The organism is Sphingomonas pollutisoli (assembly GCF_029167165.1).
In the GTDB taxonomy this organism is placed as follows: domain Bacteria; phylum Pseudomonadota; class Alphaproteobacteria; order Sphingomonadales; family Sphingomonadaceae; genus Sphingomonas; species Sphingomonas pollutisoli.
Map to the genome: position 1 here is coordinate 268,158 of NZ_JARFNJ010000006.1, position 26,264 is coordinate 294,421.

At 66.8% G+C, this 26,264-nt stretch carries 28 protein-coding genes and 1 tRNA gene; 14 read left to right on the forward strand and 15 right to left on the reverse strand.

The genetic code is table 11. From position 1 onward, the window contains the following. Nucleotides 1–91 precede the first annotated feature (91 nt). Nucleotides 92–370: an SWIB/MDM2 domain-containing protein gene (locus PX554_RS15255; protein WP_093223954.1), complete on the reverse strand. Its 279-nt coding sequence runs from the start codon at nt 368–370 to the stop codon at nt 92–94. Nucleotides 371–583: 213 nt separating this feature from the next. Then, nucleotides 584–3,031, reverse strand: coding sequence for a TonB-dependent receptor (locus PX554_RS15260; protein WP_275503120.1), 2,448 nt, complete (start codon nt 3,029–3,031; stop codon nt 584–586). A 256-nt stretch (nt 3,032–3,287) separates the two neighbouring features. Here PX554_RS15260 and folE point away from each other — a divergent pair, with 256 nt between their 5' ends. The 3 genes from folE to PX554_RS15275 are packed head-to-tail and all read left to right on the forward strand — an operon-like array spanning nt 3,288 to nt 5,075. Beyond that, nucleotides 3,288–3,914: a GTP cyclohydrolase I FolE gene (gene folE, locus PX554_RS15265; RefSeq protein WP_275503122.1), complete on the forward strand. Its 627-nt coding sequence runs from the start codon at nt 3,288–3,290 to the stop codon at nt 3,912–3,914. Nucleotides 3,915–3,919: 5 nt separating this feature from the next. Then, nucleotides 3,920–4,684, forward strand: coding sequence for an SDR family oxidoreductase (locus PX554_RS15270; protein ID WP_275503125.1), 765 nt, complete (start codon nt 3,920–3,922; stop codon nt 4,682–4,684). Further along, nucleotides 4,677–5,075 carry a dihydroneopterin aldolase gene (locus PX554_RS15275; RefSeq protein WP_275503126.1) on the forward strand — a complete coding sequence of 133 codons (399 nt, stop codon included), beginning with the start codon at nt 4,677–4,679 and terminating at the stop codon, nt 5,073–5,075. Before PX554_RS15270 ends, PX554_RS15275 begins: the two co-directional genes overlap by 8 nt. A gap of 89 nt (nt 5,076–5,164) precedes the next feature. Here the strand turns inward: PX554_RS15275 and leuA are convergent, their stop codons facing one another. The 7 genes from leuA to miaA all read right to left on the reverse strand — a co-directional run bounded on the left by leuA (nt 5,165) and on the right by miaA (nt 13,102). Next, nucleotides 5,165–6,826, reverse strand: a complete 1,662-nt coding sequence (gene leuA / locus PX554_RS15280; protein WP_275503128.1) for a 2-isopropylmalate synthase — start codon at nt 6,824–6,826, stop codon at nt 5,165–5,167. Nucleotides 6,827–7,037: 211 nt separating this feature from the next. Further along, the gene (locus PX554_RS15285) at nt 7,038–7,658 is read right to left on the reverse strand and encodes a TMEM175 family protein (RefSeq protein WP_275503130.1); all 621 of its coding nucleotides are present in this window, start codon (nt 7,656–7,658) and stop codon (nt 7,038–7,040) included. Beyond that, nucleotides 7,655–8,260 carry a YceI family protein gene (locus PX554_RS15290; protein ID WP_093223942.1) on the reverse strand — a complete coding sequence of 202 codons (606 nt, stop codon included), beginning with the start codon at nt 8,258–8,260 and terminating at the stop codon, nt 7,655–7,657. Before PX554_RS15290 ends, PX554_RS15285 begins: the two co-directional genes overlap by 4 nt. A 253-nt stretch (nt 8,261–8,513) precedes the next feature. After that, a complete protein-coding gene (gene ilvC, locus PX554_RS15295; protein WP_275503133.1) occupies nt 8,514–9,533 on the reverse strand; it encodes a ketol-acid reductoisomerase in 1,020 nt (339 codons plus the stop codon). A 169-nt stretch (nt 9,534–9,702) separates the two neighbouring features. After that, the gene (gene ilvN, locus PX554_RS15300; RefSeq protein ID WP_093223938.1) at nt 9,703–10,218 is read right to left on the reverse strand and encodes an acetolactate synthase small subunit; all 516 of its coding nucleotides are present in this window, start codon (nt 10,216–10,218) and stop codon (nt 9,703–9,705) included. Nucleotides 10,219–10,332: 114 nt separating this feature from the next. Next, nucleotides 10,333–12,090, reverse strand: a complete 1,758-nt coding sequence (locus tag PX554_RS15305) for an acetolactate synthase 3 large subunit (RefSeq protein WP_275503137.1) — start codon at nt 12,088–12,090, stop codon at nt 10,333–10,335. Between the two features lie 88 nt (nt 12,091–12,178). Next, nucleotides 12,179–13,102 (reverse strand): tRNA (adenosine(37)-N6)-dimethylallyltransferase MiaA, encoded by a 924-nt coding sequence (gene miaA, locus PX554_RS15310; RefSeq protein WP_093223934.1) that lies wholly within the window; start codon nt 13,100–13,102, stop codon nt 12,179–12,181. A gap of 105 nt (nt 13,103–13,207) precedes the next feature. Between miaA and serB the strand changes: the two genes are divergently transcribed. Further along, complete coding sequence (serB, locus tag PX554_RS15315; protein WP_093223932.1) at nt 13,208–14,089, forward strand: phosphoserine phosphatase SerB; 882 nt, start codon at nt 13,208–13,210, stop codon at nt 14,087–14,089. A gap of 46 nt (nt 14,090–14,135) precedes the next feature. After that, entirely contained in the window at nt 14,136–15,398 is a 1,263-nt protein-coding gene (locus PX554_RS15320; RefSeq protein WP_093223930.1) for an MFS transporter, read from the forward strand. A gap of 19 nt (nt 15,399–15,417) precedes the next feature. Here the strand turns inward: PX554_RS15320 and PX554_RS15325 are convergent, their stop codons facing one another. Further along, nucleotides 15,418–15,816, reverse strand: coding sequence for a cupredoxin domain-containing protein (locus PX554_RS15325; RefSeq protein ID WP_093223928.1), 399 nt, complete (start codon nt 15,814–15,816; stop codon nt 15,418–15,420). 136 nt (nt 15,817–15,952) lie between these two features. Here PX554_RS15325 and PX554_RS15330 point away from each other — a divergent pair, with 136 nt between their 5' ends. After that, complete coding sequence (locus PX554_RS15330) at nt 15,953–16,189, forward strand: hypothetical protein (RefSeq protein ID WP_275503146.1); 237 nt, start codon at nt 15,953–15,955, stop codon at nt 16,187–16,189. 39 nt (nt 16,190–16,228) lie between these two features. Here PX554_RS15330 and PX554_RS15335 read toward each other — a convergent pair whose 3' ends face one another. Further along, nucleotides 16,229–16,831 carry a TetR/AcrR family transcriptional regulator gene (locus PX554_RS15335; protein WP_275503148.1) on the reverse strand — a complete coding sequence of 201 codons (603 nt, stop codon included), beginning with the start codon at nt 16,829–16,831 and terminating at the stop codon, nt 16,229–16,231. Nucleotides 16,832–16,915: 84 nt separating this feature from the next. Here PX554_RS15335 and PX554_RS15340 point away from each other — a divergent pair, with 84 nt between their 5' ends. Next, nucleotides 16,916–17,923 carry an NAD(P)-dependent oxidoreductase gene (locus PX554_RS15340; protein WP_275503149.1) on the forward strand — a complete coding sequence of 336 codons (1,008 nt, stop codon included), beginning with the start codon at nt 16,916–16,918 and terminating at the stop codon, nt 17,921–17,923. Next, entirely contained in the window at nt 17,920–18,528 is a 609-nt protein-coding gene (locus PX554_RS15345; protein ID WP_275503318.1) for an NAD(P)H-dependent oxidoreductase, read from the forward strand. Before PX554_RS15340 ends, PX554_RS15345 begins: the two co-directional genes overlap by 4 nt. Nucleotides 18,529–18,746: 218 nt before the next feature. Here PX554_RS15345 and rsmD read toward each other — a convergent pair whose 3' ends face one another. Further along, complete coding sequence (gene rsmD, locus PX554_RS15350) at nt 18,747–19,283, reverse strand: 16S rRNA (guanine(966)-N(2))-methyltransferase RsmD (protein ID WP_275503152.1); 537 nt, start codon at nt 19,281–19,283, stop codon at nt 18,747–18,749. After that, nucleotides 19,283–20,602 (reverse strand): pseudouridine synthase, encoded by a 1,320-nt coding sequence (locus tag PX554_RS15355; protein ID WP_275503154.1) that lies wholly within the window; start codon nt 20,600–20,602, stop codon nt 19,283–19,285. Before PX554_RS15355 ends, rsmD begins: the two co-directional genes overlap by 1 nt. 141 nt (nt 20,603–20,743) lie before the next feature. On the opposite strand from PX554_RS15355, the gene PX554_RS15360 reads away from it, so the two are divergent. The 4 genes from PX554_RS15360 to PX554_RS15375 all read left to right on the forward strand — a co-directional run bounded on the left by PX554_RS15360 (nt 20,744) and on the right by PX554_RS15375 (nt 23,821). Continuing rightward, nucleotides 20,744–21,172: a response regulator gene (locus tag PX554_RS15360; RefSeq protein ID WP_093223914.1), complete on the forward strand. Its 429-nt coding sequence runs from the start codon at nt 20,744–20,746 to the stop codon at nt 21,170–21,172. A 96-nt stretch (nt 21,173–21,268) separates the two neighbouring features. Beyond that, entirely contained in the window at nt 21,269–22,006 is a 738-nt protein-coding gene (locus PX554_RS15365) for a hypothetical protein (protein WP_275503158.1), read from the forward strand. 10 nt (nt 22,007–22,016) lie between these two features. After that, nucleotides 22,017–23,192 carry a M48 family metallopeptidase gene (locus tag PX554_RS15370; RefSeq protein ID WP_275503161.1) on the forward strand — a complete coding sequence of 392 codons (1,176 nt, stop codon included), beginning with the start codon at nt 22,017–22,019 and terminating at the stop codon, nt 23,190–23,192. Nucleotides 23,193–23,203: 11 nt separating this feature from the next. Next, nucleotides 23,204–23,821, forward strand: a complete 618-nt coding sequence (locus tag PX554_RS15375) for a hypothetical protein (protein ID WP_275503162.1) — start codon at nt 23,204–23,206, stop codon at nt 23,819–23,821. Nucleotides 23,822–23,839: 18 nt separating this feature from the next. On the opposite strand, the gene PX554_RS15380 is transcribed toward PX554_RS15375, so the two are convergent. Next, nucleotides 23,840–24,046, reverse strand: coding sequence for a hypothetical protein (locus PX554_RS15380; protein WP_275503164.1), 207 nt, complete (start codon nt 24,044–24,046; stop codon nt 23,840–23,842). Continuing rightward, entirely contained in the window at nt 24,043–24,219 is a 177-nt protein-coding gene (locus tag PX554_RS15385) for a hypothetical protein (RefSeq protein WP_176787136.1), read from the reverse strand. Before PX554_RS15385 ends, PX554_RS15380 begins: the two co-directional genes overlap by 4 nt. Nucleotides 24,220–24,355: 136 nt before the next feature. Between PX554_RS15385 and PX554_RS15390 the strand changes: the two genes are divergently transcribed. Continuing rightward, a tRNA-Leu gene (locus PX554_RS15390) sits at nt 24,356–24,440 on the forward strand. A 62-nt stretch (nt 24,441–24,502) separates the two neighbouring features. Next, complete coding sequence (gene tig / locus PX554_RS15395; protein WP_275503166.1) at nt 24,503–26,170, forward strand: trigger factor; 1,668 nt, start codon at nt 24,503–24,505, stop codon at nt 26,168–26,170. Nucleotides 26,171–26,264 lie beyond the last annotated feature (94 nt).

The following is a 26,264-nucleotide window of genomic DNA, read 5'->3' on the forward strand; positions in this document are numbered from 1 at the left end:
AAACGAACATTGCTGGATCATAGTTCCGAATCGGTCGGAGCCAGCCGGGAGGCGCGGGGCGCCGACGTGTCGCCGGCGCCCGCAAGACCGTTCAGGCCTTCATGTGGCCCGCGAGGTGCTTGTTCATTTCGAACATCGTCACCTTGTCTTTGCCGAAGATCTTCTTCAGCTTCTCGTCCGCGACGATTTCACGCTTGTTTTCAGGGTTTTGAAGGTTGTTCGCCTTGATGTAGTCCCAAACCTTCTTGATGACTTCGCTGCGCGGCAGACGGTCGTTGCCGACGATCGCGGCGAGATCCTCCGACGGCTGGATCGGGGCGTGGATGCCGCCGGTCTTGGGCGCGGCTGCGGCGGTCGGGGTTTTTGCCATTATGTGTCCTTCCTGCTGTGTGTCGTTCGGGCCGACATCGGTGTTACGCTACGATCAACGCGGCGCCGTGTCTGCGCCGCCTTTCCTCCGTTGTCACCTTGCCCGAGCGGCAAATAGCCCGTTCGTTTCGTAAGCGGGCCGGGGCGCGCTCGATACTGGCGGTTCCACACAGATGCAAATGCTGATCGTAACCGGGATGTTGAGCGTTCCGGCTCAGAACGCCTTGCGGACCGTCGCGCCATAGGTGCGCGGCTGCTGGACATAGCCGCTGTAGCTGCCGTCCTGCGCGACGGTGGGGAAGGTGCTGACGATCGCGCGGTCGTCGGTCAGGTTGCGCGCCCACAGCATCACTTCCAGCTTGGCGGCGGCGAGCGTCACGCCGAGGCTGGCGTTGAGGATGTGATAGCCCCAGGTCGCAACGTCGGGCGGCGAGCTTTCGGTCTGGTAGGTCGGGCTCATGTAATCATATTCGGCGCGCAGATAACCGCCGATGCCGGGCGCGAGATCGTGCGACAGCGTCGCCGAGCCGGAGGCGCTCCACTCGGCGATGCCGGCCGGCCGCTGGCCGGTCAGGTCGCGGAAGAGCGGGGTTAGGCCGGTGCTCGGGTCGATCGGGCAGCGCACCGGATCATACCGGACGCAGGCCGCGCCGGTGAAGGAATCGTAGTTCGCATCGAGATAGGTGACCGATCCGGCCAGCGACAGCATCTTCACCGGCGCATAAGCCGCGTCGAACTCGAACCCCTTGACCGATTCCCGGCCCGCGTTGACGAGCGCATAGCCGAACCCCTTGAAGATGTTCGACTGGAAGCCCTTGATGGTCTGCTTGAACACCGCGAGGTTGGCATAGCCGCCACGGAACGCCGCTTTCACTCCCGCTTCGTACAAGGTGACGTTCTCGGGCGCCGCCGTGCGGCCGATGCCCGCCTGGTCGGGCGGCCGGCTGTCGGACGAAAGGTTGATCGCGCCCGCCTTCCAGCCGGTCGCGTAGGTGACGTAGGTGTTCACCGGCCCGAGATCATATGCCAGCCGCGCGGAATAGGTCACCTGGTCGCCGCGCAGCACGCCGCTTTCGCGCGCGTTGGGGAAGTTCACCGGCGCATGGCCGGGCGCGTTGGCGTAGAAGAATTGCAGCGCGGTGAGCGGGCTGAACAGGCTCACCGGGATCGTCGCGCCGGCGGGGGCGGCGGGGTTGAGGATCGCGAGCGGCAGCAGCGCGAGTTCGCGGACATTGCCGAGGTCGAGAGCCGAGAACGGGTCTTGCAACGTGACGAACGATCGCGCCGCCTTGCGATCGTTCATATACGATATGCCGCCGCCGATCTTCAGCCGCCCGGTCAGCTTGAAGTCCGCGTCGGCGAACAGCGAGAACGCGCGCTGGGCGAGCGTGTAGCGGTCGGAAATCCCCTGGCTCGGCTGGAAATAGGCCCGGCCCGGCGTGATCGCGGGGTTCACGAGCGATTGCAGCGTTTCGAGCTGCCCGACAGCGCCGCCCGACAGGGCATCGGCGAAGGCGCGCGCGTCGCGGCCGAAGCGGATGTCGCGGCCGGTATCGACATGCTCGTCCTGATAGAAGCCGCCGATCAGCCATCTCAGCCGCCCGGTGCCGTTCGAGGCGAGGCGGAGTTCCTGCGTGAAGGTCTTGATATGATTGGCCGCCGCGTTGGTGACGATGTCGGCGCCGGTGAAGTCGACATCCTGCCGCGACTGATTGATCTGGTCGCGATACGCCGTGATCGCGGTGAGCTTGGCGAACCCCAGGGTGTAATCGGCCTGCGCCGAGACGCCCTTGCCGATCAGCCGGTTGGTCGGATCGGAGTTGCTGGCGGAGGTGCGGGCGAAAATGTCGGTCGCGTCGCTGATCGGCTTGCCGAGGCCGAACGGCGCCGGGGCGCCGATCACCTCGGTCGCCGGGCCGTTGCGCACCGATGTGACGCCGCAACACAGTTCGGCGATGCGGTTGTAGTCGCCGATCACGCGTAGCGCGAAATCCGCCGTGGGCTGCCACAGCAGGTCGCCGCGTACCGAGACGCGGTGGCGGTCGTTGATGTCCTGGCCCGTCGTGACGCCGTGGATATAGCCGTCGCGCTCATCGACCGCGCCCGACAGCCGGATCGCCGCCGTCCGGCCGAGCGGCGCGTTGAGACTCGCCTTGCCCTGCATCAACCCGTAATTGCCGACGCTCAGTTCGGCCTTGCCGCCCCAGGCGAAATCGGGTCGCCGGGTGACGATGCTGATCGCGCCCGCCGACACGTTCTTGCCGAACAGCGTCGATTGCGGCCCGCGCAGCACCTCGATTCGCTCGACTTCGGGCAGATCGTCGATCGCCGCCGAGGTGCGCGTGCGGTATACGCCGTCGACGAACACGCCGACCGAGCTTTCGATTCCGTCATTGCCGTTGCCGTTGCCAAAGCCGCGGATCAGGAAGTTGGTCTGTCCCACCGCGTTGAATTGCTGAACTTTCAGCGACGGCACCACCGATTGCAGGTCGATCAGATCGACGATGTGCGCGCGCGCGATCGTCTCGGCGGACGTCACCGCGACCGAGACGGGCACCTCGCGGAGCGTTTCGTCGCGCTTGGTCGCGGTGACGACGATGTCGTCGCCGCTTCGCGCCGCATCGTCCGCCGCGCGAGCGGGCACCGCGGCCGTCAACGCCATTGCGGAGGCCGCGAGCAGCTCATATCTCATCGTGAATGACGACCCCTGTTTCGCGCCCGCCTGTCCGGCAAGTCACTGTTCTTGTTCCCCATGCATCGGTTAGCGCGGCGATGATTTGTGCGTCAATGGACTTGGAGACTATCGTCACGAAAGCCTGAGATCGTTTGTATTTCCGCCACTATTTCAACCGAAATGGCCATGATGGTTGGTGGGCGATCACGACGGCAACTATGTCGCGACGTATGAAGGATTTACGATGAACGAAGGCGCCGGCACGGTGATCTCGGATGACGGGTTTGAGGACGATGGCAAGGTCGCGGTTCCCGAAGATGTCGCCGAAGCGGTTCGAACGCTGATTCGCTGGGCGGGCGACGATCCCGCGCGCGAAGGGCTGATGGACACACCCAAACGCGTCGCGCGCGCGTGGAAGGAATATTGCGCGGGCTATGCCGATGATCCCGCCCGCCACCTCTCGCGCGTGTTCGAGGAGGTCGGCGGTTATGACGAGATCGTGCTGCTCAAGGACATTCCGTTCCAGTCGCATTGCGAACATCACATGGCGCCGATTATCGGCAAGGCGCACATCGCCTATCTGCCGGGCAATTACGTGGTCGGCATTTCCAAGCTGGCGCGGGTGCTGCACGGCTTCGCTCGCCGGCTCCAAGTCCAGGAACGGCTCACCGCCGAGGTCGCCGACTGCATCTGGGACAATCTCAAGCCGCTCGGCGTGGCGGTGGTGATCGAGGCGAACCATGCGTGCATGTCCGCCCGCGGCGTGCGCACCCCCGGCGTGACGATGACGACGAGCCGGATGATGGGCGTGTTCCGCGAGGATGAGCGCAGCCGCGAGGAGGTGCTGTCGCTGATCGGGTTCAAGGGCTGATCGCGATGCTCCGCACCGTGCTGGTGACCGGCGCCGCACGGCGGATCGGCGCGGCGATCGCGCGGCGGCTCGCCGCGGACGGCCACCGTATCGTGCTCCACCATTTCCACTCGGCCGAGGATGCCGAGGCGGTCGCCGCCGAGCTGCGCGCCGACGGCGCCGAGGTGTGGCTGCTCCACGGCGACATTTCCGAAGATCCCAACCGCCTGTTCGCGCAGGCGCGCGCGGCGGCGGGGGGCGTGATCGACGGTTTGGTCAATTGCGCCTCGCTGTTCGATTTCGATCGGCCGCCGCACGAGAACAGCGATCTGTTCGCGACGATGATGCGGACCAATCTGGCCGGTCCCGTCGCGCTCGCGACCGCGCTTGCGCGACAGCAGGGGCTGGTGGACGGTGCGGTGGTCAACGTGCTCGACCAGAAGATCGCCAACCTCAACCCCGATTTCTTCTCCTATTCTCTCAGCAAGACCGCGCTCGACAGCGCTACGGTGATGCTCGCGCAGGCACTCGCACCGCGCGTCCGGGTCAATGCGGTGTCACCGGGGCTGACGCTGACGAGCCATGACCAGTCGCCGCAGGAATTTCAGGCGGTCGCCCGCGATAATCTGCTGCGCCGTCCGGTGGCGGTGGAGGATATCGCCGGCACTGTGGCGTGGCTGCTGGACTGCTCGAGCATCACTGGCCAGAACGTGTTCGTCGATTGCGGACAACGCTTCATCACCCGCGACAGCGACGTGATGTTCGCGACACGGGAGCGCGCGCTTGACTGACGATCTCGCGTTCGATGGCCAGGGCGCGGGGCGAGCCACCTACACCGTGCTGCTCGACGCGCTGGAGATTTCAGCAAGCCTCGGCATCCACCCGACTGAACGCGCCGCCCCCCAGCGCGTGCTGGTCAGTGTCTGGTTGTACTGCGATTATGGCGAGACCGCGCCGGCGGATCGGATCGACGCGGTGGTCGACTATGATTTCCTGCGCGACCGCATCCGCGCGCTCGCCGCATCTCGCCATTTCGAATTGCAGGAAACGTTGTGCGACGAGATCGCCGCGCTCGCGCTGGCCGATCGCCGCGTGACGGGCGCGCGGGTGCGGACGATGAAGACCGACATTTACCCCGATGCGCGGGTCGGCTGCGAGGTGGTGCGGCGCCGCGGCGCCTAACGTCGCCCCGGCGTGGGCCGGGGCCGCCACGTTTCAGGCACTCGAAGCGCCAAGCTACGCAACGGCCGCGGCCTGCGCCGGGGCGACGATCAGGCCCGGTTCGCGGCGCTCAGCACCGCGCGCACGGAAGCGGTGGCGATATCCTCGTCGATGCCGACGCCCCATACCGTCCGCCCGTCGCCGGTGCGGCATTCGACATAGGCGGCGGCGCGCACGTCCGATCCCTTGCCGATCGCATGTTCGACGTAATCGGCGACTTCGAGCTCGACACCGAACCCGTCGTGGATCGCCGCCACCACGCTCGAAATCAGCCCGTTGCCACGCCCGCTCACCGAATGATGTTCGCCAGCGACTTCGATATCGCCGACGAAGATACGCTCGCCGCCGGGGCCGCGCGTTTCGTCATAGGCGCCGAGCACGAAGCGGTCATCCGGCTTCGCCAGATAGCTCTTCTCGAACGCGACCCAGATGTCGGCGGCGTTGAGTTCGCGGCTGGTCTGGTCGGCGAGCGCCTGGACGTGCCGGCTGAAATCGGCCTGAAGCCGCTTGGGCAACTTCAGGCCCTTGTCCTGTTCGATCACCCAGGCGACGCCGCCCTTGCCGCTTTGCGAGTTGACGCGGATCACCGCTTCATAGCTGCGGCCGAGATCAGCGGGATCGATCGGCAGGTAGGGAACTTCCCACAACTCGTCGTTGCGCGCTTCCTGCGCCGCGAAGCCCTTCTTGATCGCGTCCTGATGGCTGCCCGAGAAAGCGGTGAACACCAGATCGCCCGCATAAGGCGTGCGCGGATGTACCGGCAGTTGCGTGCAATAGGTGACCGTGTTGACGATCTCGTCGATGTCGGACAGGTCCAGCCCCGGCGACAGCCCTTGCGTGTACATGTTGAGCGCGACCGTCACGAGGTCGCAGTTGCCGGTGCGCTCGCCATTGCCGAGCAGACAGCCCTCGACGCGGTCGGCGCCCGCCATCAGCCCCAGTTCGGCGGCAGCGACGCCGGTGCCGCGATCGTTATGCGTGTGCAGGCTGATCGCGATCGAATCGCGGTTGCGGATATGCTTTCCGAACCATTCGATCTGGTCGGCATAGATGTTGGGCGTCGCCGCCTCGACCGTGGCGGGCAGGTTGAGGATCAGCTTATGCTCGGGCGTCGGCCGCAACACGTCCATCACCGCCTCGCAGACCTCGACCGAGAAATCGAGCTCGGCGGTCGAGAAGGTCTCGGGGCTGTATTCGAAATGCCAGTCCGTGTCGGGCTGCGCGGCGGCGCAGTCGCGCAGGATCTTCGCGCCCTCGATCGCGATCTGCTTGATTTCCGCGCGGGTCAGCCCGAACACGATCTTGCGCCACGCCGGGCTGACCGCATTGTAGAGGTGGACGATCGCCTTGGGCGCGCCGCGCAGGCTCTCGAAGCTGGTCTCGATCAGGTCGCGGCGCGACTGGGTCAGCACCTGCACCGTCACGTCGTCGGGGATGCGTCCGGTCTTGACCAGCCCGGAGATGAAGTCGAATTCGGTCGCACCCGCGCTCGGGAAACCGACCTCGATCTCCTTGAGCCCGACCTTGACGAGCAGATCGAACATCCGCGTCTTCTTCTCGGCGTCCATCGGGTCGATGAGCGCCTGGTTGCCGTCGCGCAGATCGGTCGAGAGCCAGCGCGGCGGCTTGGTGATGGTGCGCGAAGGCCATTCGCGGTTGGGCAAATCGATTTGCGGAAACGGTCGGTATTTGGTCGAAGGATCGCGCAGCATGCTGGTTCTCGCTGGCTGAAGGGACGGGATGACTTTGGCCCTCAGGCGCGGTGTGCGTTGGCGATGCCAGCGCACGGTGACGGTCGCGCCTAAGGGCGCGTAAGTCGAAGCAGCAGGGCGATCCCGGTCGTCATTGTCGGTTGCGATAGCGCGGGGGACGGGACGCTGTCCAGCCGGATCATGCGCTCTCGCCGGAAATCGGCGCGCTTCCTCAGCGGTGCGGCAGGAACAACGCGTCCACCCGGCTTTGCGGCAGGAACCACAGGACCGCGACCAGCGCCGCGCAGCCAATGCCGAGCCACGGCGAGACGAAGGTCAGCGGAATGCCGAGGGCGTACACCAGCGACGCGAACCAGCCCTTGCGCGTGCTCGCCGCGTAGAACCGTTCCGCGCCCGGACCGCGCTTGCCGGTGCGACGGATCGTCGCCTGCAGCCATGTGTAGCAGAACGCCGGGAAGAGCATCGTCGCGAGGTACAGCCACGTCGCCTCGCGGTTGAAATGATGCTCGCCGAGATAGGAGGTCGAGAAGGGCACCAGCGACAGCGCGAACAGCAGCAGCATATTCGACCACACCAACGCATTGGTGACGTGCGTGGCATGGCCGAACAGCCGGTGATGGTTCACCCAGTAGATCGCGACATACGCGTAGCTCAGCACATAGGCGAGGAACACCGGCCACAAGGTCCAGAGCTTCGCCATGCCTTCGGAAATCGGCGGATGAAGCTCCAGCACCATGATCGTCACGATGATGGCGATGACGCCGTCCGAAAAAGCTTCGACGCGGCCGACGCCGGGCCGGCCTTCGGTGTCTTCGGACGGCGTATCGGTCATTGTCCCTCGAATGCGGCGTTGATGGTGAGCGGCACGCTATCCGAAACGAGGTCGGTGAGGAAGGTCACGCCATAGTCGCTGCGCTTGATCGTGGTGGTCGCCTGGAAGCCGATCGTCGGCTTCTTGCTCATCGGATTCACGCCGCCGCCGATGAAGCGCGCGTCGAGCACCACTGGCCGCGTCACCCCGTGCAGCGTCAGCGTGCCCGCGATCGTTGCCTTGGTGCCGCTGACCGTCACGTTGGTCGAGACGAACCGCGCGGTCGGGAACTTGGCGGAATCGAGGAACTGGTCGGACGCGAGATGCTCGTTGAGGTGCGCGACCGTCGTCACCGCCTTGTCGGTCGGGAAGCTGATATCGACCTTGTCGGCCGCCGGCCGCTTGGGATCGAGCACCAGCGTGCCGGTCGGCTGGGTGAACTGGCCGGTATAGATGCTGAAGCCCATGTGCTTGACGGTGAAGAGCACCTGGGTGTGGAGCGGATCGACCGCATAGGTGCCCGCCGCGACCTGGGCGGGATTGGCGGTGCCGGGGCCGACGTCCGACTGGGCAAGGGCAGGGGTCGCGGCGAGGGCCAGCAAGGTGACAAAAGCAAGGCGCATTGAAGGGTCTCCGGTTGGGAGACGCGTACCTGGCGATGTCCGCCGCTCAGGACAAAGCCAGAGTTGGCAACCGATCGTTTCGCGAACGTGCGTTGTTCCGTCGCGAGCGGAGCAAACCACTTGGTCGCGAGGGAAAGCTCACCGCTTCCGGAGCGGAGCCCCACCGTTCGTCCCGGGCGCAGTCGAGGGACACCCACGCGCTCCGCGCAGGGTGTCTCGACTTCGCTCGACACGAACGGGTGGGGAACTCAGCTCAGTTCTTCGCCTTGTCCACCAGCGCGTTGGCGCCGATCCACGGCATCATCGCGCGCAGCTTGGCGCCGGTCTCTTCGATCGGATGACGCTGGGCGAGGCCGCGCGCCGCCTTCAGCTCGGGCTGGCCGGCGCGGTTGTCGAGCACGAAATCCTTGACGAAGCGGCCCGACTGGATGTCGGCGAGCACGCGCTTCATTTCCTTCTTGGTTTCTTCGGTGATGATGCGCGGGCCGGTCTTGATGTCGCCGTACTCGGCGGTGTTCGAGATCGAATAGCGCATGTTGGCGATGCCGCCCTCATACATCAGGTCGACGATCAGCTTGAGCTCGTGCAGGCACTCAAAATAGGCCATCTCGGGCGCATAGCCCGCCTCGACCAAGGTCTCGAAGCCGGCCTGGACCAGCGCGGTGGTGCCGCCGCACAGCACCGCCTGCTCGCCGAACAGATCGGTCTCGCATTCCTCGCGGAAGTTGGTCTCGATGATGCCCGACCGGCCGCCGCCGACGCCGCTCGCATAGGCGAGGCCGATGTCATGCGCGTTGCCGCTCTTGTCCTGATGCACCGCGATCAGGCACGGCACGCCGCCGCCGCGCACATATTCGCTGCGCACGGTGTGGCCCGGGCCCTTGGGCGCGATCATGATGACGTCGAGGTCTTCGCGCGGCTCGATCAGCCCGAAGTGGATGTTGAGGCCGTGCGCGAAGGCGATCGTCGCGCCCTGCTTGAGATTGGCGTGGAGATCGGCGGCGTAGATCGCGGCCTGATGCTCGTCGGGCGCGAGGATCATGGTGATGTCCGCCCAGGCGGCGGCTTCGGCGGTCGGCATCACCTTGAAGCCGGCGTCGGTCGCCTTCTTGGCGCTCGGCGAGCCATCACGCAGCGCGATCGCGACGTCCTTCACGCCCGAATCGCGCAGGTTCTGCGCATGCGCGTGGCCCTGCGAGCCATAGCCGACGATGGCGATCTTCTTGTCGGAGATCAGGTTCAGATCGGCGTCGCGATCGTAATAGACACGCATTGTTCGTTCCCTTTCTTTCCCTCTCCCTCTGGGAGAGGATACGAAGACTTGGCAGCTTGCTGCCTAGTCGAAGTTGGTGAGGGTGATCGGGCCGGCGGGCCTTCGCCCTCACCCTCCCGGCGCTTGCGCGCCGGGCCCCTCCCTCTCCCGCTGGGAGAGGGGTTTGTAACTAAGCCGCTTCCTTGCCGCGCGAGATCGCGACGATGCCGGTGCGGGCGACCTCGATCAGCCCGACCTCGCCCATCAGCGTGACGAACTTGTCGATCTTGTCGATCCCGCCCGTGACCTCGAACACGAAGCTGGAGATCGTCGCATCGACCACGCGCGCGCGGTACACCTCGGCTAGCCGCAACGCCTCGATACGGTGATCGCCGATACCGCGCACCTTCACCAGTGCGAGTTCACGCTCGACATGGTCGCCCTCGGCGGTGAGATCGCGGACCTTGTGAACCGGCACCAGCCGGTCGAGCTGCGCGACGATCTGTTCGAGCACCGCGGGACTCGCCGAGGTGACGATGGTGATGCGGCTGACCGCCTTGTCGTCGGTGATTTCCGAGACGGTCAGGCTCTCGATATTGTAGCCGCGCGCGGTGAACAGCCCGGCGATCCGCGCGAGGATGCCGGGTTCGTTATCGACGATGACGGCGAGCGTGTGCCGTTCTGCGGTCTGCTGCTGGATGTGCATATTACCTCGTCGTCCCGGCGCAGGCCGGGGCCGTTGGGTTGTGTTCGAGACGGCGGTTGCGCGGAAGCACCATAGCGGCCCTGGCCTTCGCCGGGGCGACGATCGCTGCGATCATCACACCAGCGCCTTCGCGCTGTCGTCCATCTCGCCCGACACTTCGCTCGAATAGAGCAGCATGTCGGTATGGGCGGCGCCGCTCGGGATCATCGGGAAGCAGTTGGTGAGCTGCGCCACGCGGCAATCGACGATCACCGGCCCGTCATACGCGAGCATCTCGGCGATGCCACCGTCGAGCTGGTCCGGCCCCTCGATGCGGATGCCCTTCCACCCGTAAGCCTCGCCGAGCCGGACGAAATCGGGCAGCGCGTCCGAATAGCTTTCCGAATAGCGGCTCGAATAGGTCAGTTCCTGCCACTGGCGGACCATCCCCATATATTGGTTGTTGAGGATGAAGATCTTGACCGGCAGCCGGTATTGCGTGGCGGTGCCGAGTTCCTGGATGTTCATCTGGATCGAGGCTTCGCCGGCGATGTCGATGACCAGCGCGCCCGGATTGCCGAGCTGCGCGCCGATCGCGGCGGGCAGGCCATAGCCCATCGTGCCGAGGCCGCCGCTCGTCAGCCACTTGTTCGGCGCCTCGAAATCGAAGTGCTGCGCCGCCCACATCTGATGTTGGCCGACCTCGGTGGTGATGATCGGGTTGCGGTGGTGCGTCGCTTCCCACAGCGCGCGGATCGCGTGCTGCGGCATGATCTCGCTGGTCGAGGCCGGGAAGCCAAGGCTCTTGACCGCGCGCCACGTCTCGATCCGCTGCCACCAGTCGGTGAGGTCGGGCTTGGGATGCCGGCGCGCCTTGTACACGCGCACCAGATCCTCCAGCGCGCGGCCGGCATCGGCGACGATCGCGAGGTCGACCCGGACGTTCTTGTTGATCGACGAGCGATCGATATCGATGTGGACCTTGCGGCTGTTCGGGCTGAACGCGTCGAGCCGCCCGGTCACGCGGTCGTCGAAGCGGGCGCCGATGCACAGGACGAGATCGGCCTGGTTCATCGCGTGATTGGCTTCGTAGGTGCCGTGCATGCCGAGCATGCCGAGCCACTGCGGCGAAGAGGCGGGGAGGGCGCCCAGCCCCATCAGCGTCGAGGTGACCGGCGCGCCGGTGATCCGGGCGAGTTCCCGCAGCATCTGGCTCGCGCCCGGCCCGGCGTTGATGATGCCGCCGCCCGTGTAGAGGATCGGCCGCTCCGCCGCCGCCAGCATGTCGACCGCCTGTTCGATCAGCGCCTGATCGGCCTTGATCTGCGGGCGGTAGGTCTTGTGGACCGTCGCGGTCGTGGTGGCGGGCGTCCTGACGTAGCGCGCGGTCGCGACCTGAACGTCCTTGGGGATATCGACCACGACCGGCCCGGGGCGGCCCGAGGTGGCGATATGGAACGCCTCCTTGACCGTCTCGGCCAGCCTGGCGGGATCCTTGACGAGATAATTGTGCTTCGAACAATGCCGCGTGATGCCGACGGTGTCGGCCTCCTGGAACGCGTCGGTGCCGATCAGCCCGGTCGGAACCTGTCCGGTCAGCACGACCATCGGGATCGAATCCATCAGCGCGTCGGTGATGCCGGTGACCGCGTTGGTCGCGCCCGGACCCGACGTGACGAGCACGACGCCGGGCTTGCCGGTCGAGCGCGCATAGCCTTCGGCCGCATGCGTCGCCGCCTGTTCGTGGCGCACGAGGATGTGCTTGATCCGCCCTGAGCGAAACATGGCGTCATAGATCGGCAACACCGCGCCGCCGGGGTAGCCGAACACGATCTCCACACCGAGATCGCACAGCGTCTCGATCAGGATATCGGCTCCACTCTTCTCGGTCACGGCAGGTCTCCTTGGCGCGCCTTTAGCCTTGCGCGCATAACATCGACGGAGCGGCGCTGCTACCCGCACGAAACATGCACGTCAACCGCTACGAGCGTAATAAAGTTGCTATTTGTACGATCTGCTCGGATGTTTCTGTCTCATCGGTGCGGATCCAGCTCGGCGGCGGCTGATTTCGGAACCACGTATATTGCCGCTTGGCATAGTGGCGGGTCGCGGTGGCACCCGCCGCAGCGGCGGTGGCGGCGTCGAGTTTGCCGCCGAGCAGCGCCGCGATTTCAGGCACGCCGATCGCGCGGCATACTGGCGCATCGGCGGGCACGTCGGCGCGGGCGAGTAGCGCGGCGACCTCGTCCGCGCCGTCGCGCACCATCGCTGCGAAGCGCGCATCGATCCGCGCGTTGAGCCAGCCGCGCTCGGGCAGTAGAATCAGCGCGGCGAGGTCGATCCGGTGGCCGATGCCGCCGTGCTTGGCCGCGCGCCAGTCGGCGATCGATCGCCCGGTCGAGCGCACCACCTCCAGCGCGCGCGCGACGCGGGCGGTGTCGGCGGGGTTGAGCGCCGCGGCCATCGCCGGGTCGCACGCGGCGAGCCGCGCATGCGCCTGCGCCACCGGCAGCGCGCGCACCTCGGCGCGGATCGCGGGGTCGATCTCGGGCACCGGTGCGATTCCGTCGAGCAAGGTGCGCAGATACAGCCCGGTGCCTCCGACCAGGATCGGCAGCTTGCCCGCCGCATGCGCCGCGTCAATTTCGTCGCGCGCCTCGCTGGCCCAGCGCGCGGCGGAATAGCCCGCATCCGCGCCGTCGACATGGCCGAACAGCCGGTGCGGCGCGCGCGCCTCTTCCTCGGGCGAGGGTCGCGCCGAGACGACGCGCAGATCGCGGTACACCTGCGCGGAATCCGCGTTGATGACAACGCCGCGGCGCGTTTCGGCGAGCGCCAGCGCGAGCGCGGACTTGCCGCTCGCGGTCGGCCCTGTAATGAGCGCGACCTTGGGAAGTCCGGTCATGCGACCATCTCTCCCCGTTCGCCCTGAGCCTGTCGAAGGGCGTGTTGCGGAACACGTGCTTCGACAGGCTCAGCACGAACGAGGAGGGAAAGCGAAGGGTAACGAATGTTCATCGCGACGTTGATAGCACCGGGCCGCCTCACGGCGGGCGATATTTCCGAAGCGCGCGACCGGCTCGACGCCGCTGGTTGTTCGAGCGTCGCTGGCGACTGGCTCGACGAGGGCGACGCCGCCGATCTCGCCTTCACGCTCTCGCCCGATGCCGCGCGGCCGGCGCTGGAGGGTGCGTTCGCCGGGGTCGATGTCGTCGTCCAGCCGATCGCCGGGCGGCGCAAGCACCTGCTCGTCGCCGACATGGATTCGACGATGATCACCGTCGAGTGCATCGACGAACTCGCCGATTACGCCGGCATCAAGCCGCAGATCGCCGCCGTAACCGAGGCGGCGATGCGCGGCGAGCTCGATTTCGAAGCCGCGCTCGATGCGCGTGTCGCCTTGCTCAAGGGGCTTGACGAGGCGGTCATCCAGCGTTGCCTCGACGAGCGCGTGACGATCATGTCCGGCGCGGAGGCGCTGGTGAAGACGATGCGCGGCTGGGGCGCGACCGCGATCCTCGTCTCGGGTGGCTTCACCCGCTTCGCCGAGCCGGTCGCGGCCAGGATCGGCTTCGACCGCGCGATCGCCAATCGGCTCGAGATCGCGGAGGGCGTGCTGAGCGGAACCGTCACCAAGCCGATCGTCGGCGCGCAGGCCAAGCTCGACACGCTCCGCACCGCCACCGCCCGCTCCGGCTTGCCCGAACACGCGACCCTCGCCGTCGGCGACGGCGCCAACGATCTCGCGATGATCGGCGCGGCCGGGCTGGGCGTCGCCTATCACGCAAAGCCGATCGTCGCGGCAGCAGCGGCGGCGCGGATCGACCACAGCGATCTCACCGCCTTGCTCTATGCGCAGGGCGTGCCGCGCGCGGAGTGGGTGCTCGCCTGAGTCGGCACCCGCTTGACCCGCCGCCGCGCGCGGGCGATCAGGCGCGATGCCTCGCCATACGATGACCGCGCATACCCGCGTATTGCTCGCCAGCCTGACCGGCACCACGGTCGAGTTCTACGATTTCTACATCTATGCGACCGCCGCGTCTCTGGTGTTCGGCCCGTTGTTCTTCCCGGCCGCCGACAAAGCGGTGCAGTTGCTGTCCTCCTATGCGGTCTTCGGCGTGGCGTTCATCGCGCGGCCGGTCGGCGCGGCGCTGTTCGGCCATTTCGGCGACCGGATCGGGCGCAAGTCGACGCTCGTCGCCAGCTTGATGCTGATGGGCGGATCGACCGTGCTGATCGCCTTCCTGCCGACCTATGCGCAAGTCGGCTGGGTCGCGCCAGCGATCCTGTGCGTGCTGCGCTTCGGGCAGGGGCTTGGCCTTGGCGGTGAGTGGGGCGGGGCGTCGCTGCTCGCGGTCGAGAATGCGCCCAAGGGCTGGGAGATGCGCTACGGCATGTTCCCGCCGCTCGGCGCGCCGGTCGGGTTCGTGGCGGCCAACGGCTTCTTCCTGATCCTCGGCAGCGTGATGAGCGATGCGGATTTCCTCGCCTGGGGCTGGCGCCTGCCGTTCCTGACCAGCGCGGTGCTGGTGCTGCTCGGGCTGTGGGTGCGGCTCAAGCTCACCGAAACTCCCGCGTTCATCGAGGCCGAGGCTCGCAACGCCATCCCGCCCGTGCCGTTCGCCGAACTGCTGCGCGATCACCTCAAGCCGGTGCTCGCGGCGACCTTCTGCGTGGTCGCCTGCTACGCGCTGTTCTATCTCTCGACCGCGTTCGCGCTCGGTTACGGGACGAGCGTGCAGGGGCATGGCCGGCAGGCGTATCTGGCGATCGAGATGGCGGCGGTGCTGTTCCTCGCGCTTGGCGTGATCGTCGCGAGCGTGCTTGCCGATTGGCACGGCGTGCGGCGGGTGATGGCGTTCGGCTTCGTCGGCTGCATCGTCGCCGGGCTGACGATCGCGCCGGGTCTGGGCGCGGCATCGCTGTTTGGCGTGTGGCTATGGCTCGCGGCGGCGCTGTTCGTGATGGGCTTCACCTACGGTCCGCTCGGCGGCTTCATTCCCGAGTTGTTTCCGGCGGGCGTGCGCTACACCGCCGTCAGCCTCGCGTTCAGCCTGGGCGGGATCATCGGCGGCGCGTTGACGCCGATGGGCGCCGCCGCGCTCGCCAAGAACGATGGGCTGTGGGCGGTCGGCATGCTGCTGGTCGCGGCGGGCGCGCTCAGCCTCGGCGGGCTTGCGGTCGCCCGGCGCGCCCGCTGAGGCGCGCCGCAGCGACCGGTCACCGGATCACGAACACGCCCTTGTAATCGTCGCTGGCATCGGCGAGCGTCGTGCTGCTGAACTGATAGGTGCCGCCGCGCCGCGTGTTCGGCGCGAGGAACCGCACGGTCGCGCGCTCCCCGCTGCGCAGCACGATCTGCCCGTCGCGCGTCATCCCACGATCCTCCGGCCGCACGCGCGCGGCGGCGAAGAACGCCTCCTGCGTGAGATTGTGCCCCTTGTTCGACCGGTTGGTGACGCGCAGCACATAGGGTGCGCCCTGCCGCAGCGCGATCCGCCGCGGCACGAAGCCGTGATCGGTCATGGTGATCGCGATCGGCTGCGCCTTCGCCCAGTTCGGCGCCTGCGCGGCGGCGGGGGCGGCGAGCACGGCGAGCGTGAGGACAAGGGTTTTCATCGAGGAACCTCCGGTTGACTGTCGCATGTGCCAATGATGCGACGGCGGGATCGTTCCGCTGGCGGTGCGGAAGTGCGCCTCGGGGGCGGCCGCGCGCTGCGCTTCGGAGGTGATGACCTGCGAAAGAGTGCAAAGGTTGTTCATCGGAAGCACCGTACGCGGGTGTCACTTTTGGGGTGCGGGGTGGCGGGCCATCTCGCCCTTGGTGAAGCGGGCGGCGGTGTGGTTTGGCGCTGGTGCGGTGGACGAGCATGGCCGCAGCATGACGGAAATGGTGCGTGTAGGACAGGTCAGCAGCGATAAACAGGAGAACATGAGCTTTCCCGAATGCCATGCTCTACCGGGCTACGAGACGAAACGTGTCGCGATCTGACGCACTGCATGGCTCCTTGCTAGCCAGCGTGCCAGCTTATCAGGGCACAGAGGCGCTGATGATTTCATGGAATGTCGCGATGGCATCAGCCTCGGTGAGCTTGCCGCGGACGATCGCTGCCGACAGAGCTTCTCCCGCTCCAACGAGGCCGACGCACAACCGCGTTGCCGCTGGTCCGGTCAGTCGATTGAACGGGCGTAGAACAGAAACGAACATTTCGACGGACTGATCGAGAAGCTCGGCATAGACTTCTGCCTTTTCCGTGCTTCCGGCGAGTGCCGCACCAACGACGTAAAATTCCCCGGTCAGGTCTGCCGCGCAGCGGATGTAGGCGTGCGCAAGGGAAGCGATCGTCTCGTCGCGATCGTTGTCGGCAGCCGCCATTGCGTGGCGAAATGCCTCGACACGTTCGGTGTCGATCCAACGATATAGTTCGATCAGCAGGCCGGAACGCGTGCCGAAATGGTCATACACCACCGGCTTGGACACACCTGCCCGCTCCGCCAGATGCCCGAGAGTCAGACTGTCGGCGCCATTCTCACGAATTACGTCCAGCGCAGTAGTGAGCAACTGACGTCTCCGATCTGCCTTGGAAAGACGGCGCCCCTGCTTCGGGGTCGCCACGCTCGAACCTGTCATCATGATGAACCCACTTGTAAAACCTACTAAAGGTAGCTTAAAGAATACTACGATTCGTAGCTTAGCTATCTACATGGAAAGGCAGCAATGTCCATCTCACCCATCCCCCTGTTGGGCGGCACTGGCCAGATCGGCCATTTCACCATCCAGGCTTTGCGTAAGCGGTACCCCGATCTCCCTTTGCTCATTGGCAGCAGGAACCTGCAAAAGGCCGAGCAGGTCGCGGGCGCACTGGATACTGCCGAAGGCGTAGTCATCGATCCGCACGCGGACGATCTTGGTCTTGGCCAACGACCGATCGGAGCAGTTGCCGTGCTCTATACCGATCACCGGCTCGCCAGCCTGCGCTATGCCCATGCGCGGGGGATAGCGCACCTCGGCATCTCGACCGGACTTTATGAGGTCGCACCCGAAATCGCGATCCACATGCAACGCCCCGACACAGCGGCCATGGTTCTCGGATATGAATGGTTGGTCGGTGCCACAACCATCGCGACGCTCACCGCGGCCAAGGCCTATTCGCGCGTTGCCAGCATCAGGATCGGCGCCCTGGTCGATGAGGAAGACTGGGGCGGCCCGGCCGTAACGGAGGATTTCGAGCGATTTACCTCCGTCATTTCCTCCGTCCTGGCACGGCGGGACGGCGCGTTCGTTTGGCGCAAGGGCGAGGATGCCGGCTTTGCATTCCGGGCGATCGACGGCACGGAACTAACGGCTTCGGGTTTCTCGTCGATCGACATCGCGGGTCTGGCGGCGGTGACGGGTGCCAGCGACGTCGAATTCGGCATCGGAACGGGGATCAGCTCCAGCAGACGGGCAGGGGGCGCCAAATCGACCGAAATCATCATCGAGCTGTCCGGACTTGACGATGCGGGCAAACCGCTACGCACCCGCCATGCTGTTTTCCATCCAGGCGGGGCGGCTCCGCTCACGGCACTGGGCATCAGCATGGTGCTTGAACGCCTCGCCGGGCTGGATGGCAAGCCGGCGACGGAGGCCGGACTGTTCTTTCCCTATCAAATCGTTGACCATGGCGAATATCTGGAGCGTCTGACGCAGGAGGGCGGCCGGCTCGTGGCGCTTCCGTGCGCATGACCCGCCCGTCTTCGGAAGCCACCACGCAGAAGGCGCTGGTTCTCATGGCGCATCCCGCGGAGTCTTCGCTGACCCGCGCCGTGACAAGTGCGATCGTCGACGCGCTGCAGGCCCGTGGCCACGATGCCGAGATGGTCGACTTGGCGGCGGAAAGGTTCAATCCCGTATTCGGGGCAGCAGATCATGCAGCCTTCTTGGGCAAAGCCTCCCTGCCCGACGATGTGCGGGAGGAACAGCGACGGATCGATCGAGCAGATCACCTCATCCTGGTCTACCCGGTCTATTGGTGGGCGATGCCCGCCTTGCTGAAGGGCTGGATCGACCGCGTATTCGTCGCTGGCTGGGCTTTTGATGAGGACGCCGAGGGACGCATCACGAAGCGGCTTGGCCGGCTGAAGGTCAGCCTCGTCGCGATCGCCGCTGCCAGCGAGGCGACTTACGTCAGACGCGGCTATCGCGAGGCGATGAAGGTGCAGATCGAGGATGGTATCTTCGATTTCTGTGGCGCGGCTGTCGTGGCGTCGATGTTGGTCACGCCTGATCGATTGGCGGTTCCATCGGCGGAAAGAGAAATCGCAAGCACCTTGATCGGACCGGCGGGTTGAACGCGCGGTCTTGGGATCGTGCTTCGACCAACTGAATAACAGGGGTTGGGCGACAGCCGCCGATCCCATTTCCGTTCATGCTGAACGCAGTCGAAGCATGCGCCGCAAGCGACTCGCCGGACGTACACCCTTCGGCTGCGCCCGGGGCGAACGGAAGGGGCGGGAGACTCGCTGCTCGCCGCGCCACATCGGGCGACCGGCCACAGCGCCCGCCGCCGTTACCCCCGCCGCAGCAGCGTGATCCGCCCCTTGCCGAACACGCGGGTCGTGTCCTCGACGAAGCCCGCCACCTCCAGCGGCTCGCGCTTGGCGGTTTCCACGCTCACCAAGGTCGCGTCGCCCACCCAGCCGAGCCGCGCGAGCTTGTCGAGCGCGACCGCGCCCGCGCCGCTGTCATAGGGCGGGTCCATCAGGATCAGGTCGAGCGGCTTGGGTGCCGGGCCGAGCGCCAGCACCGATTGCGCGCGCACGTCCGCCTTCGCACCCAATTTGGCAATGTTGGCGCGCAGCGCGTCGAGCGCGGCCTTGTCCTGTTCGACGAACAGGCACGAGGCGGCGCCGCGCGACAGTGCTTCCAGCCCGAGCGCGCCCGAGCCCGCGAACAGATCGGCGCCCGCGAGCCCCTCGAAACTGCCGAGCCGGCTGGTCAGCATCGAGAACAATGCCTCGCGCACGCGGTCGGCGGTGGGGCGGGTGGCGTCGCCCTTGGGGGCGACGAGCGCGCGACCGCGCCATTCTCCAGCGATGATGCGCATTATTTACGGGTCCGGGGTGGGCGGGGTTTGGACGGGCGTGCGGGGCCGCGCGGCGGAGTGGGGCGCTCACCGGGCGCGCGGTCGCGCTTGGGGCGCGGATCGGTCGCGGTGCGGCGCGCGCGCGAGGTGCCCTCGCCACGCGCCGGGGTGGTGCCGGCCTTGGGCTTGGCGTCGTAGAAGCGCTTGGGCTTGACCGGCGCCGGGCTGGCGGCGGGGCCGTCGGCGGGGCGGCTGTCACGCGGCGACCAGGTCGACTCGCGCGGACTGGTCGTGGCGGCGCGGCGCGGCGCAGGCTTCGACGCGTCGCGTGGCTGGCTGGCTGCGCTGGCCGAGCGCGCGCCGGGTTTGCGCGGCGCGCGCACGTCCGCGAAGGAAGCGCGATCGGCCTTGGCGGCGGCTTCGCGGGTGATGCGCGGTGCGACTGCGCCGCGGGTCTTCGGCGCCGCAGACGCGCCGCGCCGCTCTCCCATACCCTCTCCGCGCGCGCGGGGAGCGGGCTTGACGGCGTCATACACCGGCTCCGGCGAACGCGATCGCGCCGGTTGCGGCAGGTCGAGCCGGGTCGGGTTCTTGCGGAACGAGGCGACGTCATGCCCGCGCACCTCGCCGACCGCGCCGGGCGCGAGATCGCCGAGCACGAACGGGCCATAGCGCGTGCGGATCAGCCGCGAGACCTTGAGCCCGAGGTAATCGAGCACGCGCCGCACCTCTCGGTTCTTGCCTTCGGTCAGGATCATCTCGATCCAGACGTTCGCGCCGGTGCGCCGCTCCAGATTGGCGTCGATCGAGCCGTAGCGCACACCCTCGATCTCAATGCCGTGGATCAGCTCCTCGAGTTGCTCCTGCGTGATCGGGCCGTAGGCGCGCGCCCGGTACGCGCGCTGCACGCCGGTCGCGGGCAGTTCGAGCTGACGCTTCAACTCGCCGTCGGTGGTGAGCAGCAGCAGCCCTTCGGTCGCGAGATCGAGCCGCCCGACCGGCATCACGCGCGGCAGCGTCTTGGGCAGCCGGTCGTAGATCGTCGGGCGCCCGGCGGGATCATGTTCGGTGACGAGAAGCCCGGGCGGCTTGTGGTACAGGAACAGCCGTGCCGGCGCGGGCGCCTCGACCGGCGCGCCGTCCACCGTCACCCCGTCGAGCGAGGCGAGGACCGTCGCCGGCGTGTCGATGACGATGCCGTTGCGCGCGACGCGACCGTCCGCGATCATGCGTTCGATCTCGCGCCGCGAGGCGACGCCCGCGCGGGCGAGCAATTTGGCGATGCGCTGGTCGGAACGCGGTGGCGAGTCCGATGGCGTTTTGGAAGTAGGTCTTTGCACCGCGATCCTATAGCGAATTTCCCTGTCCGCGCGCGCAAAATTTCTTGTCACCGATTCGAACACGGCGCGTTAAGGGACGCAAGCGTAACGAGGACAGGCGAGGCCGCGTCGGTGCGGCAAGGGAAGGCGGGACAACCGGACATGCTGTTCGGACGGAAAAAGCGGCGGATCAGTCGGTTGCTCATTGTCGAGGACGAGCCGCTCGTCGCGTTCGATACCGAGCATTTCCTGCGCGAGGCCGAGTTCGAGATCGTCGCGACGGTCGACCGTGTCGCCGAAGCGCTCGCCGTGCTGCGCCGTCCGCAGGACGTCGATCTGGTGCTCGTCGATGTGCGACTGTCCGATGGTAGCGGCATCGACGTCGCGCGTGCCGCGCACGCGGCCGGTCTGCCCGCGATGTTCGTGACCGGCGAATGTCCCGAAGGTGGCCGCGCCGTTGCGGTGGGGTGTCTCGCCAAGCCGTATGTGCAACGCGATCTGCTCGCCGCGATCGACGCGATCGAGGCGACCCTTGCGGGCAAGGCGCCGAAACGGCTGCCGAGCGGTTTCACGCTGTTCCGGCCGGTGTGAAGTCGCCGCAAGTATCGATCTAAGCATCTTGCCGCTGGAACCATGATCTCGTAAGTCTCGGTCGCGATGTGGGGACATCGCGATCCGGGGGGATACATGCGACACGGACTATTCGCGGCGGCGCTCGCCGCCTGTCTTCTGGCGGGCGTGCCCGCGGGCGCGCAGGAAAAGTCCGGCAGCAAGCCGGGTTTCACCCTGCCGCCCGGCTCGGCCAAAATTCTGCTGATCCGCCCCAGCATCACCGTCGGCGCGCAATCGACCGGCGGCATGTTCGAACCGAACGCGGACTGGACCGCGCAGGCGCGCGACAATCTCGGCGCGGCGCTCGCGGTCGCGCAGCAAGGGCTCGGCAATGCGGTGATCGTCGCCGAGGAGCCGATCGGCCCGGCCGCCACCACCTTGGCGGGATACCGCGCGCTGTTCTCGGTGCTGGCCGATTCGGTGATCCGATATCAGTTCTTCCCCGGCAATCGCCTGCCCACCAAGAAGCGCAAGGGCGCGTTCAAGTGGACGATGGGGCCGGGGGTCGCCGAGATCGCCAAGGGCACCGGCTGCGATTACGCGCTCTTCATCTTCGATGAGGACCAATACGGCTCGACCGGCCGCAAGCTGCTCCAGGTGTTCGCGGCGATGGCCTATGTCACGGTCAAATCGGGCGAGCATCGCGGCTATGCGGGGCTGGTCGATCTGCGCAGCGGCGATCTCGTCTGGCTCAACGCCGATCAGCAGATGGGCGGTGACGTGCGCACGGCGGAAGGCGCCCAGAAGCGTGTGCGCCAATTGCTCGAGAATTTTCCGGGTAGCACGCCCACCGCCGCGCCGGCCGCGCGGTGATGCCGCGGTGATGCCGCGGTTGCGCCGGTTCGCGCTGCTCGGCGCGGCGGCGGTGCTCGGTATCGCGGCGAGCGTGCCCAGGCCGCCGCTGCCGCCCTATGCGGGTGCTTACGAGCCGCAGAGCGTCGACGAGCGCGGGCTGTGGATGCAGCTCGACGAGGCCGAGCGAACGCTGCGCGATTCGGCGTTCGTCGTGAAGGACGCTACGCTCACCGGCTATGTTCGAGCGGTGTTGTGTCGGACGGTTGGGGCCGAACGCTGCATGGGTACTCGCGTCTATGTGATTCGCGATCCCGAGTTCAACGCCTCAATGACGCCAAACGGCACGCTGGTCGTGAACACGGGATTGTTCATGCGGGTACGCGACGAAGCCGAACTGGCAGCGGTGCTCGGGCACGAATTCGCACATTTCGAGCAGCGCCACGGTTTGCACCGCTTCCAGCACAGCCGATCGATGACCGATGTCGCAGCATGGATGGGTGTGATCGCCGCCAGCGGCGCCTCCTACCAAATCCGCAGCGCTGCGGTTGACGTGAGCCATTCCACGATCGGATCGATCTTCGCGTTCAACCGCGACGAAGAACGCGAGGCCGACATGCTCGGCGCGAAATACATGCTCGCCGCCGGCTATGACCCCAAAGCGCTCCCCGATATCTGGACCCGCGCGATGGACGAGGCCGATGCGACATCGTTCGGGCGCAAGCAGAAGAGCCACCGCTACGATCGGCTTTCGTTCTTCGCCAGCCACCCCACCAATCTCGAACGCGCGACCTATCTGCGCGGGCTCGTAGCGGGAATGGGGCAGGGGGATACCGGCCACGACGTGCTGCGCACCGCAATCAAGCCGCTGCGCGGCGCGTTCATCGCCGATCAGCTCAAGCTCAACGATTTCGGCGGCACCGAATATCTGTTCGGCCAGCTTGCCGGCGACGCGTGGGACGCCGAGTTGCTCCGCGCGCGTGGCGACCTGTACCGCGCGCGCGGCAATCCGCGCGATCTCGTCTCGGCGGCTGGCTTCTACGCGCAGGCGATCGCGCTCGATCCGGCCGATGCCGATGCGTATCGCGGCCTCGGTCTCGCGCGGCTCCGCGGCGGCGACGCGCAGGGCGCCGAGGCGCTCAAACGCTATCTCGCGCTGCGCCCCGACGCGCCCGACCGCGCGATGATCCAGACCCTGCTGCCATGAAGGTCCATGTCATGACCCTGAGAAAAGCCGCCCCGGTCCTCGCGCTCACCGCGCTGCTCCTGTCCGGCGCGCCCGCGCACGCCGGCAACACGTTGATCGCGAAGGCGCAGGCCGTCGCCGTCGCCAAATCGGCGCTGACGATCACGCCCGATCGCGAGTGGAACAAGATGGGCGCGCGACCGGGGCGCAATTCGGAGACATGGACGCTCGACGGCGACGGCCTCAACGACGTCACCTTCTACGGCGGCATCGAGACCGATCGCACCCTGTTCCGCGAGGTCAACAGACGGGTGAAGCCGCTGCCGCGGTTCAGCGCGACGATGCTGCTGACCGATATTCCGGCGCTGCTCGAAAACAGCTATCTCATCGCGCTCGCCACACCGCTGATGACGATCGAGAGCGTCGCGCCTTGCACCTTCGCCGGCGCGAAAGGCGTCACTTTCACCTACCGCTTCACCCGGCCCGACGAGGAAGTCCGCCGCAAGGGCGAGGGGTATGCCGCGATCATCGCGGGCAAGCTCTACATGGCGACCTTCGAAGCGCCGGACATCTATTATTACGACCGCGACATCGCCGGCTTCCGCGCGCTCGCCGCCAGCGCGCGGATCGGGGCGGCACCGAACCCGTAAACGTCACGACGGGGCGCGTTACTGCGCGTCGCTATCCTGGTTCTTCACGACGCCGCCGGTGCCGCCGACGCCGTCGGCCTCACCCTGGCGCGCCAGCGGGTCCGGCTCGGGGCCGCCTTCGCCGCGCTCGACCGCGTCCTTGCGCGCCTCGACGATTTGCTGGATGTCGCTGCGCTCATCCTCGCGGGGCGGATAGGCATCGCGGGATTCAGACCCGCCGCTCATGCGAAATCTCCGAGGTCGGTCGGCTGGCCGGGCGCGACGGCGGGGTCGCTGGTCGGCATCGGCGCGGGCACGTCGATATCGGGCGTGGTCGGTGTCACCTCGGGCGGCGGGGTTTCGGGTGTGCCGGGCTGGGTCGGCTGCGGGGGCAATTCGGTCGGGGGCGTGGTGGCCATCGGGTTTCTCCTCGTGTTCGGTATCAAACGAACCGGCCGCCCGCGAAGTTTCACGAAGATTTCACGGGCGTGACGGCGTGGCTTGCTCCGCCGCCGATCCTTGCTATAGACGCCCCCCACACCGGCGGTGTCCCATGCGGGCGTGGCGGAACTGGTAGACGCAGCAGGTTTAGGTCCTGCCATCGCAAGATGTGGGGGTTCGAGTCCCTTCGCCCGCACCAGTCGCCGCCGCGTGTGCAAGGGCCACCGCGATTCCGATTCGTGAAGAGGCCTGAGAAGACCCATGCAGACTGTCGAGACGCTCAACGAGGGGCTCAAGCGCGCCTACACCCTCACCATCACGGCCGCCGAGATCGATTCGAAGGTCGATGCCGAGCTGAAGCGCGTCGCACCGCAGATCCGCATGCCCGGCTTCCGCCCCGGCAAGGTTCCCGCCAACCTCGTGCGCAAGATGCATGGCCCCGCGCTCACCCAGGACGCGCTCAACTCGGCGATCCAGGACGGTATCCAGACGCTGATCGCCGAACAGCGGCTGCGTCCGGCGATCCAACCGTCGGTCTCGCTCGACGAGGGTTTCGAGATCGGCAACGATGCCGAGGTCAAGGTTTCGCTCGAAGTGCTTCCCGACGTGCCGACCCCGGCGATCGACGGGCTCAAGCTCGAGCGCCTGACGGTGCCGGCTGGCGAAGCCGAAGTCGATGCGCAGGTCGCCAAGTTCGCCGAGCAGCAGAAGAAGTGGGACGACGCGCCCGAGGATCATGAGGCCGCGCAGGGCGATCTTGTCACCGTGGATTTCGTCGGCAAGACCGCCGACGGCGTCGCCTTCGAGGGCGGCACCGGCACCGACATGGGCGTCGAGATCGGCTCGGGCCGCCTGATCCCCGGCTTCGAGGACCAGCTCGTCGGCGTGAAGCAGGGCGAGGAGCGCGTGCTCAACGTGACCTTCCCCGCCGATTACCCGGCCGAGAACCTCGCCGGCCAGCCCGCCACCTTCGAGATCACCGCGACCAAGGTGCAGACTCCGGGCGAGACGGTCATCGACGACACGCTTGCCACCTCGCTCGGCCTCGAAAGCCTCGAGCAGCTCAAGGGCTTGCTCAAGGGCCAGATCGAGCAGGAGCTCAATGGCCTCACCCGCACGCACATGAAGCGCAAGCTGCTCGACCAGCTCGCCGAGGGCCATGATTTCGAAGTGCCGCCGACGATGGTCGAGGCCGAGTTCGACCAGATCTGGCAGCAGCTCCAGCACGAAGCGACCCACGAGGCCGATCCGGCCGCCGCGCTTGAGGAGATGGAGAAGGAGCGCGACGATTACCGCAAGATCGCCGAGCGTCGCGTCCGTCTCGGCCTGCTCCTGTCGGAGATCGGCCAGGCCAATGGCGTCGAGGTGACTCAGCAGGAAATGAACCGCCTGATCGCGCAGGCCGCCCAGCAATACGGCCCCGAGGATCGCCAGCGCTTCCTCCAGTATATCCAGCAGGAGCCGATGGCCGCAGCCCAGCTCCGCGCGCCGCTGTACGAGGACAAGGTCGTCGATTTCCTGTTCGAAAAGGCCGAGATCACCGACCGCGAAGTGACCCGCGAGGAGCTTCAGGAAGCGATCGAGAGCGAGGACGGCTTCGCGAGCGGCACGCACATCCACGACCATAACCATGACCATGACCACGGCGATCATGACCATGACGGCCACGACCATCACGACCACGATCACGCCCATGGCGACGATCATGGCCATGACCACGCCGACGCGACCGAGCTGAAGGCCGACGATTCGGCCGATCCCGCCCCGGCGGAAGCCACCGCCGAGGAACCGGTCAAGAAGGCCGCGACCAAGAAGCCGGCCGCCAAGAAGGCAGCGCCCAAGGCCGAAGGCGAAGCGGGCGAAACCGCCGCCGGGCCCAAGAAGCCGGCCAAGAAGGCTGCCGCCAAGAAGACCGAAACCGAGGCGTGAGCCCCGACAGCCCCGCCTGCGTCTTTACGTGCGGGCGGGGTAGGCGCTTTACCGTCAGGACTCTGGTCGCCCCGGACGTGCTCCCGGGGTGACG